General features: G+C 52.9%; 16 protein-coding genes and 1 tRNA gene. 16 read left to right on the top strand and 1 reads right to left on the bottom strand.

The window, feature by feature from the left end:
• Nucleotides 1–33: 33 nt before the first annotated feature.
• The 6 genes from metK (at nucleotide 34) to RS9916_RS13275 (ending at nucleotide 4,005) form a co-directional block, all read left to right on the top strand.
• Nucleotides 34–1,260 carry a methionine adenosyltransferase gene (gene metK, locus RS9916_RS13300; protein ID WP_007099978.1) on the top strand — a complete coding sequence of 409 codons (1,227 nt, stop codon included), beginning with the start codon at nucleotides 34–36 and terminating at the stop codon, nucleotides 1,258–1,260.
• A gap of 6 nt (nucleotides 1,261–1,266) precedes the next feature.
• Nucleotides 1,267–2,499 carry an FGGY-family carbohydrate kinase gene (locus tag RS9916_RS13295; RefSeq protein ID WP_007099977.1) on the top strand — a complete coding sequence of 411 codons (1,233 nt, stop codon included), beginning with the start codon at nucleotides 1,267–1,269 and terminating at the stop codon, nucleotides 2,497–2,499.
• A gap of 198 nt (nucleotides 2,500–2,697) precedes the next feature.
• The gene (locus RS9916_RS13290; RefSeq protein WP_007099974.1) at nucleotides 2,698–2,970 is read left to right on the top strand and encodes a DUF2470 domain-containing protein; all 273 of its coding nucleotides are present in this window, start codon (nucleotides 2,698–2,700) and stop codon (nucleotides 2,968–2,970) included.
• A gap of 41 nt (nucleotides 2,971–3,011) precedes the next feature.
• Nucleotides 3,012–3,668, top strand: a complete 657-nt coding sequence (locus RS9916_RS13285; protein WP_050752277.1) for a ComF family protein — start codon at nucleotides 3,012–3,014, stop codon at nucleotides 3,666–3,668.
• 30 nt (nucleotides 3,669–3,698) lie between these two features.
• Nucleotides 3,699–3,771, top strand: a tRNA-Phe gene (locus tag RS9916_RS13280).
• Entirely contained in the window at nucleotides 3,742–4,005 is a 264-nt protein-coding gene (locus RS9916_RS13275) for a hypothetical protein (protein ID WP_369791596.1), read from the top strand. The genes RS9916_RS13280 and RS9916_RS13275 overlap by 30 nt, the downstream gene beginning before the upstream one ends.
• Nucleotides 4,006–4,014: 9 nt before the next feature.
• On the opposite strand, the gene RS9916_RS13270 is transcribed toward RS9916_RS13275, so the two are convergent.
• Nucleotides 4,015–4,341 carry a hypothetical protein gene (locus RS9916_RS13270; protein WP_156777558.1) on the bottom strand — a complete coding sequence of 109 codons (327 nt, stop codon included), beginning with the start codon at nucleotides 4,339–4,341 and terminating at the stop codon, nucleotides 4,015–4,017.
• 272 nt (nucleotides 4,342–4,613) lie between these two features.
• Between RS9916_RS13270 and RS9916_RS13265 the strand changes: the two genes are divergently transcribed.
• The 10 genes from RS9916_RS13265 to RS9916_RS14045 all read left to right on the top strand — a co-directional run bounded on the left by RS9916_RS13265 (nucleotide 4,614) and on the right by RS9916_RS14045 (nucleotide 13,858).
• Nucleotides 4,614–5,210, top strand: coding sequence for a chromophore lyase CpcT/CpeT (locus tag RS9916_RS13265; protein ID WP_007099968.1), 597 nt, complete (start codon nucleotides 4,614–4,616; stop codon nucleotides 5,208–5,210).
• Between the two features lie 53 nt (nucleotides 5,211–5,263).
• A complete protein-coding gene (locus RS9916_RS13260; RefSeq protein WP_007099967.1) occupies nucleotides 5,264–5,671 on the top strand; it encodes a hypothetical protein in 408 nt (135 codons plus the stop codon).
• A gap of 7 nt (nucleotides 5,672–5,678) precedes the next feature.
• Entirely contained in the window at nucleotides 5,679–6,257 is a 579-nt protein-coding gene (locus RS9916_RS14050; protein ID WP_007099966.1) for a phycobilisome polypeptide, read from the top strand.
• Nucleotides 6,258–6,353: 96 nt separating this feature from the next.
• Complete coding sequence (locus RS9916_RS13250; RefSeq protein ID WP_007099965.1) at nucleotides 6,354–7,100, top strand: phycobilisome rod-core linker polypeptide; 747 nt, start codon at nucleotides 6,354–6,356, stop codon at nucleotides 7,098–7,100.
• Nucleotides 7,101–7,535: 435 nt separating this feature from the next.
• The gene (locus RS9916_RS13245) at nucleotides 7,536–8,438 is read left to right on the top strand and encodes a phycobilisome rod-core linker polypeptide (protein ID WP_007099964.1); all 903 of its coding nucleotides are present in this window, start codon (nucleotides 7,536–7,538) and stop codon (nucleotides 8,436–8,438) included.
• Nucleotides 8,439–8,719: 281 nt separating this feature from the next.
• Entirely contained in the window at nucleotides 8,720–9,448 is a 729-nt protein-coding gene (locus RS9916_RS13240; protein ID WP_007099963.1) for a pentapeptide repeat-containing protein, read from the top strand.
• A 169-nt stretch (nucleotides 9,449–9,617) separates the two neighbouring features.
• Nucleotides 9,618–10,502: a phycobilisome linker polypeptide gene (locus RS9916_RS13235; protein ID WP_007099962.1), complete on the top strand. Its 885-nt coding sequence runs from the start codon at nucleotides 9,618–9,620 to the stop codon at nucleotides 10,500–10,502.
• A gap of 57 nt (nucleotides 10,503–10,559) precedes the next feature.
• Entirely contained in the window at nucleotides 10,560–12,206 is a 1,647-nt protein-coding gene (locus tag RS9916_RS13230; protein WP_007099961.1) for a phycobilisome rod-core linker polypeptide, read from the top strand.
• An 82-nt stretch (nucleotides 12,207–12,288) separates the two neighbouring features.
• Nucleotides 12,289–13,020: a phycobilisome rod-core linker polypeptide gene (locus RS9916_RS13225; RefSeq protein WP_007099960.1), complete on the top strand. Its 732-nt coding sequence runs from the start codon at nucleotides 12,289–12,291 to the stop codon at nucleotides 13,018–13,020.
• A 301-nt stretch (nucleotides 13,021–13,321) separates the two neighbouring features.
• Nucleotides 13,322–13,858, top strand: a complete 537-nt coding sequence (locus RS9916_RS14045) for a phycobiliprotein lyase (protein ID WP_007099959.1) — start codon at nucleotides 13,322–13,324, stop codon at nucleotides 13,856–13,858.
• Nucleotides 13,859–13,873 lie beyond the last annotated feature (15 nt).

Below are 13,873 nucleotides of genomic sequence, written 5' to 3'. Positions count from 1 at the left end.
AACCTCTAAAGTCGCTGCCAAGTCTGGCGTCTTATGAGTCAATACGTTTTCACCTCTGAATCGGTCACCGAAGGGCATCCCGACAAGATCTGCGATCAGGTCAGTGATGCAGTGCTGGATGCGCTGCTGGCCCAGGATCCCTCCAGCCGCGTCGCCTGCGAAACCGTGGTGAACACTGGCCTCTGCATGATCACGGGGGAAGTCACCTCCAACGCCCAGGTTGATTTCATCAGCCTGGTGAGGAGCGTGATCAAAGACATCGGCTACAGCGGCGCCCGTGCTGGCGGTTTTGATGCCAACAGTTGCGCGGTGTTGGTCGCCTTGGACCAACAATCGCCAGATATCGCCCAGGGCGTTGATGAAGCTGACGACCACGCCGGCGATCCCTTGGATCTCGTTGGCGCTGGCGACCAGGGCATCATGTTCGGTTACGCCTGCAATGAGACGCCCGAGCTGATGCCGCTGCCCATCAGCCTGGCCCACCGGCTCTCGCGGCGACTTGCTGAGGTGCGTCACAACGGCACCCTGGATTACCTCTTGCCTGATGGCAAAACCCAGGTGAGCGTCGTTTATGAAAACGACAAGCCGGTGGCCATCGACACCATCCTGATATCGACGCAGCACACCGCTGAAGTGGCTGGCATCTCCGATGAGAAGGGAATCCGTGAGCGCATCAGTGCCGATCTCTGGACCCATGTGGTCGAGCCCGCCACCGCGGATCTCACCCTGAAGCCCAAGCGCGACACCACCAAATACCTGGTCAATCCCACCGGCAAATTCGTGGTGGGTGGCCCTCAAGGCGATGCTGGCCTCACCGGCCGCAAGATCATTGTGGATACCTACGGCGGCTACGCCCGTCATGGTGGCGGCGCCTTCTCCGGCAAAGATCCCACCAAGGTGGATCGTTCAGCTGCCTATGCCGCTCGCTATGTGGCCAAGGCACTCGTCGCCGCTGGCCTGGCTGAGCGTGCCGAAGTGCAGTTGAGCTATGCGATTGGTGTAGCCAAGCCCGTATCCATTCTTGTGGAGGCCTTCGGCACAGGCAAAGTCTCCAATGCTGAACTCACAACCCTGGTGCAGAAGCATTTCGACCTGCGCCCCGGCGCCATCATCGAGACCTTTGGTCTCCGCAACCTGCCCCAGCAACGGGGAGGCCGCTTTTATCAAGACACTGCGGCCTATGGTCACTTTGGACGTCCTGATCTGAACCTCCCCTGGGAGGACGTCAGCGCCAAGGCAGCAGCCTTACAGCAAGGCTAATCAACGATGACACCACTGGCGCTCGGCATTGATCTGGGCACCAGCGGCGTCAGGATTGCTCTGATTAATGGCGAAGGTTTGCTGCTGCACACTGCAGCAACGGCTTACACCCACAATCTTTGCCACCCTCAGGACTGGGCCCAAGCCACCAGGGTCTTAATCGAATCGATTGCGGCTGATCTACGCCTTCGCATCCAATCAGTTGCCGTTGACGGCACCTCAGGAACACTTCTGGCCTGCACGCAACAGGGGGATCCCCTGGGTCAAGCATTGGCTTACAGCGAAGCTTGCCCAGAGCACATGGAACAGCTGCAGGACCTGGCGACCGATGGTGGACCAGCAGCCAGCAGCAGCGGAAGCCTGGCCCGTGCGCTTCGCTTGATCCAACAGCACGGCGACACTGTGCTGTTGCGACATCAGGCTGACTGGGTCACAGGCTGGTTGCTGCAGGACTGGCGTTGGGGAGAAGAAGGAAACAACCTGCGGCTGGGATGGCATCTGCAAGACCAGCGCTGGCCCCAAGGAATGCTGGGAACAAGCTGGCACCACGCTTTACCGCAGGTGCGCGCCAGTGGGAACATTCTCGGAACCATCAATCCCGAAGTGGCCGCAAGCCTTGGCCTCAGCAACCGAGTCAGCATTGTTGCTGGCACAACGGACAGCAATGCCGCTGTTTTGGCCGCCGATCCAGGAGACGACGACGGGATCACGGTGCTTGGGACCACGTTGGTGATGAAACGGTTCACCGACCAGCCACTGGAGGGAGTAGGCATCACCAGCCATCGCGTTGGAGGGCGCTGGTTGTGTGGAGGGGCCTCCAATAGCGGTGGAGGGGTGCTGCAACAACAATTTCCCGGGATCGACTTGGCCGAACTGAGTCGGCAGATTGATCCAGAATGCAGCAGTGGCCTGAATTACCGGCCCTTGCCCACCATCGGGGAACGCTTTCCACAGGATGACCCGTTTTGCGAACCGGTGCTCACCCCAAGACCGGTGAGCGATGTCCGCCATCTACATGGCCTGCTGGAAGGGATGGCACGGATTGAATCGGAAGGTTGGGCGAAACTGACAGCACTGGGAGCACTACCACCCCAACGGGTGATCAGCATCGGTGGAGGCGCCCGCAATCCTCAGTGGCGACGGATTCGGGAGCGCGTTCTGGGCTGTCCGGTCGTCAGCAGCCAGGCCCCCCCCGCACAAGGGGTTGCACGGTTAGCGCGATTGGCCTTCACATCCTGAGCGTTGCCCCCTGGTTTCAGGCGAGAATCGAAGTCGTCCATCTCACCCTGCCGTGCCCAGCAAACTGCGCGATGCTCTTGCCATTGGCTTGTTCATCGTTCTGGCCGGTTACGTGACCTTCAGCGGCATGCGTCTGGGGCTCCTGCTCTGGCAACGTTTCAGCTGAGATCCAGAACCCACTCTTTCCTCCGCCACTTCATGGCTGCAGATCCCCTCACAACCGCCGTCAGCGATCGCATCTGCCGGCACATGAATGACGACCACAGCGAAGCGGTCCTGCGCTATGCCCAGCACTACGGCGGCATGCACTCGGCCCAAACCGCTGCCATGACAGCGGTGCGACCCGAGGCTATGGAACTGATGGTGGATGGCAACAGCGTGGAAATCCCTTTCGACCACACCTTGAGCGATAGCGAGGACGCCCATCGCACCTTGGTCGCGATGTTGCGGGCGATGCCCGCGTCTGACTAACACGCTGCCAGGGGAATACTCCTCACAGTTGTCTGTCGAGGATGTGGAGCTCCCTCAGCTTTCAAATCGGACAGTTACTCCTTCAGCCCCATTGCCCGCTCTGCGGACCAACATGGGCTGCGCCGAAGGAAGGGGCGGCATCACCTTGCAGCCACTGCCGAAAGCAATTTGATCTGCCCAGCCAACCACTGCAAGGTGATGACCCATTGCCATGGATGGCTGGTGGCCACTACTCGGGCAATCTCAGAAGACTGATCCTGCATCTGCGCAGGAGCGGTCACGAACATCCAATCAGGTGTCTGAGCGACAGCCTTCAGCAGGCCTTACCGGCGCAAGCCATCCTGATTCCAATCCCCAGCTGGAAACAGACCAGTCATGCCAACCGTTTACCGGAGCGCATTGCCAAAGTGCTCAACCGCCCGCGTGCTCCATTGTTAGCGCGATCCAGAGCTTTGGTGGGACAACACCGTCTCCATCGACGGCAACGGTGGCAGAACCAATGGAACAGCTTTCGCTACAACAACACAGCAGCCGAAGGGTCTGGCATCGACTGGAGCCAACACCAGGCGTGGCTTATCGACGACATCATCACGACCGGCGCAACCGTGATGGCCGCTATGACAACGCTCAAACGGGCGGGCATCACAGTCAGCGGAGCGGCTTGCCTGGGTCGCACTCCAATGAAGTGCCCTCAGTGATCTACAATTCGACAGTCGCCAAGGCGACAGGCCGGGATAGCTCAGTTGGTAGAGCAGGCGACTGAAAATCGCCGTGTCCCCAGTTCAAATCTGGGTCCTGGCATTAGATGGTTGTGCGATGGACAGGCTTTTTAATAACGCCGATAGTTTTGCCATGACATTCGATGATGCATGGAAAAAACTCTCAAGCGATCCAAGCTTTAAGGATCAGTCGATTGAAAAGAAAATTTCATTCATCTTTGAAAATAAGATTGGCGAGCACCCATTTCTGATTGACAATCCCGAGCAAGCGATACAAGTCGCTCAATTCAGAATCAGGCTTTTGGATCTGACCTAGTCACCCAACTCAAGCAGACATCAAATCCATCTGAGGATCGTCCACATAAATGGTGTCCACGTCTTCAGCAGTGTCCACTGGGTCTACCACTTCATCAGTTTCTTCATTCTGGGATGAATGAAGATCAAGGTGTGCCACGACCGACTCATCGGCCTCAACTTGCTCCTCCGAAAGCACTTCACTCGACGAGGCCACAACCTCAGGCACCCCCACAGATTCACCGTCAACGCCAAGAAGGCCCTTCAGATCACCCAGCCTTCCACCCACTGCATCAAGCAGCTCATGCAAGCCATCACTCTCCATGGCGACAGCGACCCCCTGCAGAGAGGAGTCCATTTGATCAAGGCGAGTTTCGACCTCCAACAGCTTTAGAGCCATCGCTTCGCAAACTTGAGTCATATCCTGCATCTGACGGCAGAGGTGCCGAACGACCTGATCGTCGAGCCTGGCGAGATTCGCGCCCATGAACATGCCTCAAGAAGCAAGCGAATCGTATCGATTCCGCCGGGAGTGTCCAGAGCAACGTGATCAGGCTGCCAACATGATGAGGAGCAAGCTCTTGCCCCGACCAATGGGCAGAACCCATTGCAGGCAAGCACCCATTCGGCATGAACGCGTCTCTAGCCCGCCTGACAAAGCAGCTAAGCGCAAGCTTCAACAATCAGAAGCAAGCTTTCGAAAACCCACCTCTTTACGGACACATCCTGGTGCGGTTCAGGCCCCTACCCCAATTAAAAGCAGGATCGCTCTTGCTCGAGCAAGCCTATGCAGTAGCACCAAAAGAGCCCTACAGAATTCGTGTTTTAAGACCAAATATCTGCAACCAACGCGGACTAGTCATCAACAATTACGGCATCCAAGACAACCAACGATTCTGGGGAGCCATTGAAGACAACAGCAAACGAGCACAAATCTCAGAGGCCGACTTGAAACTACTTGAGGGCTGCACCTACCTCGTCAGCGAAAATGGAAAAGGCTTTCAAGGAGAAGTTGAGCCTGGGTGCAAGTGCATTGTGAAGCGACAAGGAATCGAGTCTTACCTTGTCAGCAGCTTTGAACTTTCCGACTCAGGGATGACAACGATTGATCGCGGCCACGACCCAAAAACACACGAGCATCTTTGGGGATCAATCGCCGGCCCTTTTCAATTTGACAAAACAGTGGACTACTCCAGCGAAATCCCACCCGAGTGGCATTCACCCTAACCAAACAAGCCTGCGCAAAACCAATTCAGAGCACTTACTAGCCCAAAGGAACAATGTCATTAATCAAACAACTGCTCAACAACGCAGACCAGAATGGCGAAATCATCCATGCCGTTGGCCCTGAGAGATTTCGCATCGACCTCAAGCCAGATGATCTTCGGCTTTGGGCCGAAACACTGAATTCTCGTGAGCAACGCTGTAATCTTTTACTCGCCTGCGCCCACGGAGATCGCGCCCTTGAAGACACGCAAATCACATGGGTTGTTGGTTCTGCAATTCGCTTTTTTAATGTCGAATCTGCAGAGGAGGTCGTCCCTCTCCTCACCAAGCTTGGCGTGGACCAATCACTGGCAAGCAACCTCCCCAAACTTTGCCCAGGGCTGGGATCTGAACTGACATGGGCGTTCTATCTCGACCGAAGTGGCGCATTGAGTGCATCACCAGTTTCAAACGATTCATAAGTGGGGCATGAACAACGCCGAATCTCAAGCAGCATTCAAACAGCTGATTAGCAAAGCACAAGTTTGCGGACTGCACAATCATCCTCAGATCGACGAAGAATCTCGAAGCTTGATCAAGAAAGCCGATCAAGAGAGAAGAATGCTGAATAAAAGAGAAATCGAAGCAATCTGTACACAATCAGCGACCAATCCACGCGCTATCCATTTAACGATTAGAGAAGCAAGCAGGTATGTGGAGAGCTGCAAGCAAACGCTCCATGCTCGACAGCCTCATCTTTTCGAAGAGGGAGGGGCACTTTATCCAACCGAGCGATCAGACGCCTGCTGGCGAGATTGCTGGAATTTCCTCCGTGTTGCGATTTATGCGATGGCAAGCGATCAATCTCAATGCACCGACCCCTCTGGAATCAAGGCCGTTCGCCAACTGTTTGAGCTGATGAATGTGCCCATCACTGGCATGACACTAGCTCTTCAATCCCTTTCACAACTGATCACGACTGATTTATTGAAGCAAGACCATCAGCATGAAGCAAAGTGCCTCGAGAAAGCTCTTGCACATTTAAATGGCGAGCTTCACAAAGGTTAAGCAAACTACTGATACGTTTCTCGGTCACTCACGGATCACAAACCTTCAACCGGGCGATGATTACCAGCAAGTATTTATACCCACGGAGACATCGGCATGGCCCTGCCGCTTCTGAGCTATGAGCTGACGCCCCAAAACTCCAGGGTCAGCAATCTGGCTGGCGACAGTACCACCGTTCGTGGCCAACTCCAGGGCTCAGTTGGCGCCGCGAGCGAAGGAAGCCGCACCACTGTCGATGCCTTAATGACAACGGCCTACCGCCAGATCTTTTTTCATGCTCTGAGCTGCGACCGAGATCCATACCTGGAGTCGCAACTGCGAGCAGGGAACATCACCACCCGTGATTTCATACGAGGATTGCTGCTGTCGGAACGATTTCAGCACGGCTATTACCAGTGCAACTCAAACTACCGAATGGTGGATCAAGTGGTTGGTCGTGTGCTCGGTCGCCCGGTGCACGGCGATACTGAGCGCCGCGCCTGGTCGATCGTGATTGCATCACAAGGCTTCACCGCATTCGTCGACCAACTCCTCAACAGCGAGGAATACATGGCGAGCTTCGGCTACGACTTAGTCCCACAACAAAGGTCGCGCGTTCTACCGGGTCGTTCCCTGGGTGAAACCCCGATCTATCAGCAATTTCCTCGCTACGGCAGCGATTGGCGAGATCAGCAATGGGAGCAGAATCTACAGTCAAGACCTGAGGCCAGCAACCTCACAGCTGCTTGGACGACACCACCAGCGTGGGCTACCAAAACTTGGCTGGGTCTTGCAGTGATTGGAGGCATCGAGATCACACGAATTCTCCTCATTATTGCATCCGAAATGTACGGAACTCGCTAGTTCAGACGAGCCTACAGGCCTTAAAAAGGTCAGCGACCATATCCAGCTTCTCCAAATAATTTGAAAGACTGGCTTGGTTGATTTTACCCTTAGCGAACATTCAAGGCGGGAACACCAGAAAATATCCAACGTATCCGCCCTCGTAAAACCAGTTCATCGGAGCAGGCAAACCACAACAAAATTTTCTCAGAAATCAATTTGGTCGATCAGACAAGACACAGCGAGAGCTAGAGGAAGTGAGCTCAATCAAGGCCTAGCCTGATCGCAAGAAACATCTAAACCAGACAAAACAGCCATGCGTTAAGCGCTCTGGCACTATTCAGAATTGCGAAGAGGAGGCTCCAGCAAACATTTTGTTGCGAAGCAGCAAGACTGACCAAAGGAAATCATGCCAAGCCGTAAAATCCTTGTTAGATACGCCTCCCAGAGTCAAGAATGGTTGCCATCAAGCCGACCCGTGATTTCACAAGCCTCAACCGAGTTTCATACGCCGCCAGAAACGAGGGGAAACTTAAGCAAGGCAAGGCAATCAATGTTTACAGAGAAGAAGTCGAGAAGAACGCGCTCCTCACGCGCATAGGCCTGCCATCGAGCAGTATTCATGCCTTCAAAGAAAACACCTGCAACGCCATGGGCCTTGGCATGGGCCCAAGGGTTCATAGCGAGTGCCCCTTCAGCACAGTTGCTGAACAGTTCGCTGCCACAGGGAGCGATGCACTGAGTGCAACAATCTCTGCCACCTACAAGCAAGTTCTCGGCAACTTGGGGCCCACAAGCAGCCAGCGTTGCACCGAACTCGAATCAAGGCTCTGCAATGGGGATATCACAGTACGAGACTTTGTTGCTGGCCTAGCCAAGTCAGACCTCTACAAGCAAAATTATTTTTTCAAGGTTTCTCCCATCCGTGGCGTAGAACTCACTTACAAGCATCTGTTGGGGCGTCCTCCCATCAACCAAGCAGAGGTCAGCTCTGCCATCAGTCTGATTGCAGAGCAAGGTTTCGACGCCTTTATCGAGCACATCACCCACTCAGGCGAGTATCTCGAAGTGTTCGGAACACAGACTGTTCCCTATCCACGAGCATGGACATCTGAAGCAGGCAAATACTGCTCAACATTTGTCAACTTGGCTCGGATCTCTCCAGCCAATGCGGCCTCAGACGTGATTATCGAAGGCCGTAGCCAGCTCGTGATGGAATTCAGCAATGCCCGCAGCATTAGCGGCGCTAGCAAGGGCTACGACGTGAGCGGGTTCGTTTACTCCAAAGCAACCAGCGATCCGACGTCTGGAGCATTCCGTAGGATGTACCAATCCAAAAACTGCAAATCATGGGCTTGAAACAAGCCAAGACGTTAACGATCTAAATTCTTTAAAAAGATAGATCTCACAATGTCTTGATTTCAAGCACCGGATCACTCAAGATCCGGTGCTTTTTAGTGATCTTATGATGATCCTGATCTAAAGTCTTCAACAAGAGCGGAACTGGAGCGAACGCATCAAGAAATCAGGCGATTACAGAACATCAGAGCGATGATCGACCATCAACTACCGGCACAGTAACGGAGGGTAACCTCTCACAAGCTCTGAGTTGTAAGGACTTGGGTTAGTATGCGAACAACATGAACAAGAGAGCTGGATTGCCTGTGAAAGATCCTGAATCGTTGAATCTTTGGGAATGGTTGCCCCCTGAGGATGCAAGAACAAATGACCTCGACCAAAAGCCTCTCGATGCAAGAGGGGCGAACTGGAACAACAAAGATTTGGGGACAGCAGACTTACGAAAAGCTCAGCTCTGCCGATGCGATATCAGAGGTGCGAACCTCAGTTTATGTCAGCTCGAAGGAGCGGATCTTCGACTTGCTCTTTACGACCATCAGACAAATGTGCCTGAAGACTTTGAACTCCGAACAAGTGGGGCAGTCGGACCCGGCGCAAAACTCAATGGAGCATTCCTCAATAATAGTGATCTGCGAACAATGGATCTCAGAGGAGCAGTGCTTCTTGGCTCCTATTTGAGTGGAGCTGATCTCAGTGGGGCAATTCTTGACGGTGTCTCCATGGCTGGGTCGGATCTACGCGCAGCAAACCTGCGAGGCGCCATGTGTCGTGGCACCCGCTTCGGCACCTGCGAAATGCAGATGGCTGACATGAGAGGATGCGATCTAGAGCAGGCCTCATTGGACACTGTCGAATCGATCAAAGGTGCCGATTTTTCCTTCTGTACTGGGCTGGAGCAAGGACAAATTGAAGGACTACTTGCCAGAAATGCAGACGAGTTGGATTGCTGGAACCCCTTGACCAGAACAACAACCCGGAAAAGCCTGGAGTCCCTACTCGCTGGGAACTGAGCCTGTGGCTTATAGACGTAACCAGTAAGCCAATCAACCAAGGAGCATGGCAGGACCACAACTGTCACGTCACGCAACATTAGGACACACTTGATTGAGGTTTATAAAGAACAGGGCCTCTCACGGCACTTCTGAAGGAGCATGGTCAGGCGAAAACGCGAGTACCTTCATGCCCTTCGGTCCTGCTTCGCTTTTGGGGGTCGAGCGCTTCTCGGACGAGAGTGAGGCTCCCCTTGAACTGCTTCCCGGTGACGAAGACGCCAAGAAGGAGCAAATCATCCGTGCTGTCTACAAGCAGGTGCTTGGCAACGCCTACGTAATGGAAAGCGAGCGACAGCTCATACCTGAATCCCAGTTCAAACTTGGCGAGATCAGTGTGCGGGAATTGGTGCGCCGCATCGCCAAAAGCGAGCTCTATCGCAACCGCTTCTTCGATAGCTGCTCTCGGTATCGCTACATCGAGCTTGCATTCCGGCACCTGATGGGCCGCGCTCCGGAAGACTTTGAAGAGATGCGTGCGCATGCCGAACGGCTGGATAGCCAAGGCTTCGAGGCCGATATCGATAGTTACCTCGATTCGGCTGACTATCAGAATGCCTATGGCGAATGGACTGTTCCTTTCCAACGCGGCTGGAAGACCGAATGCTGCACCACACTCCAGGAATTCACTTGGACCTTCCAGCTGCTGCGGGGAAACAGCAGCAGCAGCTTGAAGGGAGATCTCTCAGGGAAAAGCAGCAAACTTGGTGGTGCTGCCTATCAGAACCTTCCTCTCCCAGTGGTTCCGCCATCCTCTAGCGAAACCACTGGTTGGAGCTTCCAAAGATCCAAGAATCTGGAAGATGCACCGACTCGACTTGGAGTTGGGGCCGGTGCTGAAGGCATGAGCTACCGCGTGGAAGTGACTGGGTACAGCGCCAATAATGTGCGTCGGATCTCACGCTATACCCGTTGCAACAGGGTCTTTTATGTGCCGTTCGACAAGCTCTCAGAGCAATTCAAACGGATTCACAAGGAAGGTGGAAAGATCGCAAGTATCACACCTGTGACCTGATCAAATCTGCAACAAGCATTCAAGAACTCACCACTTCAACAATCCCCTCTCTGAACAATGGCTAGCAATCAAGTCTCAACCGGATTCGGCGCAGAAACCAAGTGGAGCAGCCCAGTCAGCTTCAAGCACAAAGCAAAGGCGTCCTCGAAACCTGCCCTGACGAACGGCGAGTTCCTCAAACAATCCTGTGATCAAATGAGCATCGGGGTGGGCCCCCGCAACCATGAAGACTGCCCCCATCGCGTCACATTTGAGTGCTACAGCCCATCTGATACTTCAGCTCTAAATGAAGTGATCGCCGCCGCCTACCGCCAGGTATTCGGCAACGCCCATGTGATGGACTTCGAACGTTCGAACGAGCTGGAAGCCCAGCTTTGCAACGGTGAACTCGACGTTCGCAACTTCATCCGTGGTCTTGCGAAGTCAAGCTTCTACAAAAATCGGTTCTTTGCGGCCGTAGCCCCACAACGGGGAATCGAGTTGAACTTCAAACACCTGTTAGGACGAGCACCCCACGCTCAATCCGAAGTTTCGGCCAAAATTGCCCTTCAGGCAGAACACGGTCACGATGCCCTAATTGACAGCATCATTGATTCTGCCGAATACCTCGAAGTGTTTGGCAGTGATGTCGTTCCTTATGCACGGGCATGGAATTCACCTGCAGACCTGTCAACCGCAGCATTCCCAATGCTGGCGGCTGTTCAGAAGAGCTTCGCCGGCAGCGATAGTGCTCGAGGTGGCAACAGTGCACTTACCCGCAGCTTGGGAAGCGGCATCGCACCTCGCATCAGCCTGACATCCGAAGCATTGGGTCTACGTCCAAGTGCAAGCTACGCCAGCGGCCGGATTGCAAGCAAGGATCCCGGAGTTACAAGCGGAAAAGATACAGCACCGATGCGTGGTGACTCCTACGTTTTCTTCGGGCTTGGGCAAAGAGAGCAAGAAACGTATCAGCGTTGCCCAGGAGACAGCGCAGATCAACTCAGCGCTCTCATCCGTGCCACATACAAACAAGTGATGGGCAACCCCCATCTTATGGAGTTCGAAAGAGCAATTTCCGCTGAAAGTAAATTCATCGATGGATATCTGAGCACACGAGAATTCGTTCGAGCAATCGGCCTCTCTGCTGAATACAAGCGACGGTTCTTTGAAACCAATGCCCCATACCGCTTCATTGAGCTGAATTTCAAGCACTTCTTAGGCCGTGCTCCTAAATCTCAAGCAGAGATCAGTGAACACACCCGAATCCTCGCCGAAGGTGGCTACGAAGCAGAAATCTGCAGCTATGTTGATTGTGAGGAGTACCAAAGCACTTTCGGGGAAGACACTGTTCCCTTCGCACGCATCCTTTCCGAAAATGGACGGTCACAGGTTGCCTTCAACCGTCATCTCAAACTGGCCGAAGGCTATGCAGCCAGTGACACCGTACAAACCAGTTCGGCTCTGGTGACCTCAGTGGCCACTGGCACAGTGCCTGGGGGCTGGAGCTCCACAACGACACGGATTAACCGCACAGGTACTCAATCTGGGGCACCCGATCCAACCAAAAAGCGCTTCCGTATTGTTGTGGCAGCTCAGGCTGCACGGACCCGTCAGCGGACAGCTGGAAGTACCTACCTGGTGTCTGGGAAGGATATGTCTAGCCAAATGAAGTACATCCATGCACGTGGTGGAAAGATCGTATCCATCACTGAGGTGATGTAATACAGGCCAAAACTCTGAACAATCTGAGCCTTGCTATCGCAAGGCTCAATCACCTTCTCTTCTCTCCACTCCCAGATCAACGATGGAAACCACGACACTTGCAGCACCCGCTAATAGCGACCTCGGTCACGCTGAAGAGGTGATTCAGGGCACCTACAAGCAGGTGTTTGGCAATCGTCATCTGATGGAATTGGATGTGAACAAGTCACTTGAAGCCTTGTTCATTAATGGGGACCTCACCGTTCAGGGTTTTGTTACAGCGCTTGCACAGTCTGATACATACAAAAAGCTTTTTTTGGAAAACAATAACGCCTATCGATTTGTTGAACTGAATTTTAAACATCTTCTTGGGCGTTCACCGCATGACCAAACTGAGGTCATGGAGCATGTACGGCGTTTACACGAAGAAGGTTACGATGCAGAGATAGAAAGTTACATATATAGCGAGGAATATCTCACTGCTTTTGGAGTCGATCAAGTTCCCTACAACCGTTCTAAGCAGACAGTTGCAGGAGGTAGAACAATCAACTTCACACGATCCAATATCTTGGATGCAGGATACGCTGGATTTGATGGAGCAGAGCAAAGCTCTAAGCTGCTAAACAGCCTGACAACTGGAGAGGTACCAAACATCGTCAATCGCAAGAGTGTTGGTAATGCTAATGCGTTAACGATTACCTGGAGCTCTGGAAAACAGATTGGGGCGAACCGACGTGCTGTACAAACATCGGTCGTGCCCCAAAGCTCAATGTCTTCAACAATTCAGAGCATTCTGGCCCAAAAAGGAAAGATCCTCTCTATTGCGAAGGCTTAAGTCTTTCCGCATCACCCCTCTCCTCTACAATCGAATCTGCCATGATTGAGTTTGGGTAAAAACCATCCTCAATCTGGGCAGGATAACTAGTTGTAACTGCCAGGTCAGCCTAAAGACTCACAAGCCATGCCAATCCTCCGAAATACAACAAGCAAACAACCCAATCAAACAGACGAATTTCAAAATTCTGTTTCTTCTAGCCCCATGGCCATGTCAATGATGGTCGACTCAATGGTGAGCATGATGAAGAACAACCTTGATCAAAATCCAGGAGTCACATCGGACTCAACAACCAATAGCTATGAATATTGAGCAATTTGTTGCTCAAAGTATTGGTGAATGGCGATCGATGCGCTCGGGGCACTCACTTGCTTTTCAACAATTCGAAGATGTTTTAAGTGAGATTTCAATCACAGCGATAAATCAAACAGCCGGATCAATCGCAGACTTGATAGAAAAATCGAGATTCTCCTCTGATTCAAAAATCCAATCCCCATTCAAAATGGAATGGAGCGCAGAGAGTGATTGGGAGCCCGATGATCCAAGCGAAGTATCCAGCGGATCATGTATCATCGTGCCAATACCTAATGATAATCATTCTGGGCATCTTCTGAGAAGCATGGGTTACGCAGAGTCTGTACCAGCAGAATCAGAATACCGATTCCTCGAAGACGGCACATTTATACTCACAACCCAATACGATCAATCAATTGCAGAGGAGCGAATCTGGTTTTTATCAGACAACTTAAGATGCAGATCATCAGTTCTAAAAACCTCTGCAGGCTCAGGTATCTTGCAAACCTCATTTGCATCTGAGGTCAAAAGAATCAGCGCATAAAAGACAATCATTTCA

This window comes from Synechococcus sp. RS9916 (genome assembly GCF_000153825.1).
GTDB lineage: Bacteria > Cyanobacteriota > Cyanobacteriia > PCC-6307 > Cyanobiaceae > Synechococcus_C.
This window is presented reverse-complemented; position numbering and strand designations above follow the sequence as displayed.

Bases quoted from the DNA above. Each gene is read 5' to 3' on its own strand.
- metK (WP_007099978.1), top strand. From the start codon at position 34: ATGAGTCAATACGTTTTCACCTCTGAATCGGTCACCGAAGGGCATCCC.
- RS9916_RS13295 (WP_007099977.1), top strand. From the start codon at position 1,267: ATGACACCACTGGCGCTCGGCATTGATCTGGGCACCAGCGGCGTCAGG.
- RS9916_RS13290 (WP_007099974.1), top strand. From the start codon at position 2,698: ATGGCTGCAGATCCCCTCACAACCGCCGTCAGCGATCGCATCTGCCGG.
- RS9916_RS13285 (WP_050752277.1), top strand. From the start codon at position 3,012: ATGTGGAGCTCCCTCAGCTTTCAAATCGGACAGTTACTCCTTCAGCCC.
- RS9916_RS13270 (WP_156777558.1), bottom strand. From the start codon at position 4,341: ATGGACTCCTCTCTGCAGGGGGTCGCTGTCGCCATGGAGAGTGATGGC.
- RS9916_RS13265 (WP_007099968.1), top strand. From the start codon at position 4,614: ATGAACGCGTCTCTAGCCCGCCTGACAAAGCAGCTAAGCGCAAGCTTC.
- RS9916_RS13260 (WP_007099967.1), top strand. From the start codon at position 5,264: ATGTCATTAATCAAACAACTGCTCAACAACGCAGACCAGAATGGCGAA.
- RS9916_RS14050 (WP_007099966.1), top strand. From the start codon at position 5,679: ATGAACAACGCCGAATCTCAAGCAGCATTCAAACAGCTGATTAGCAAA.
- RS9916_RS13250 (WP_007099965.1), top strand. From the start codon at position 6,354: ATGGCCCTGCCGCTTCTGAGCTATGAGCTGACGCCCCAAAACTCCAGG.
- RS9916_RS13245 (WP_007099964.1), top strand. From the start codon at position 7,536: ATGGTTGCCATCAAGCCGACCCGTGATTTCACAAGCCTCAACCGAGTT.
- RS9916_RS13240 (WP_007099963.1), top strand. From the start codon at position 8,720: ATGAACAAGAGAGCTGGATTGCCTGTGAAAGATCCTGAATCGTTGAAT.
- RS9916_RS13235 (WP_007099962.1), top strand. From the start codon at position 9,618: ATGCCCTTCGGTCCTGCTTCGCTTTTGGGGGTCGAGCGCTTCTCGGAC.
- RS9916_RS13230 (WP_007099961.1), top strand. From the start codon at position 10,560: ATGGCTAGCAATCAAGTCTCAACCGGATTCGGCGCAGAAACCAAGTGG.
- RS9916_RS13225 (WP_007099960.1), top strand. From the start codon at position 12,289: ATGGAAACCACGACACTTGCAGCACCCGCTAATAGCGACCTCGGTCAC.
- RS9916_RS14045 (WP_007099959.1), top strand. From the start codon at position 13,322: ATGAATATTGAGCAATTTGTTGCTCAAAGTATTGGTGAATGGCGATCG.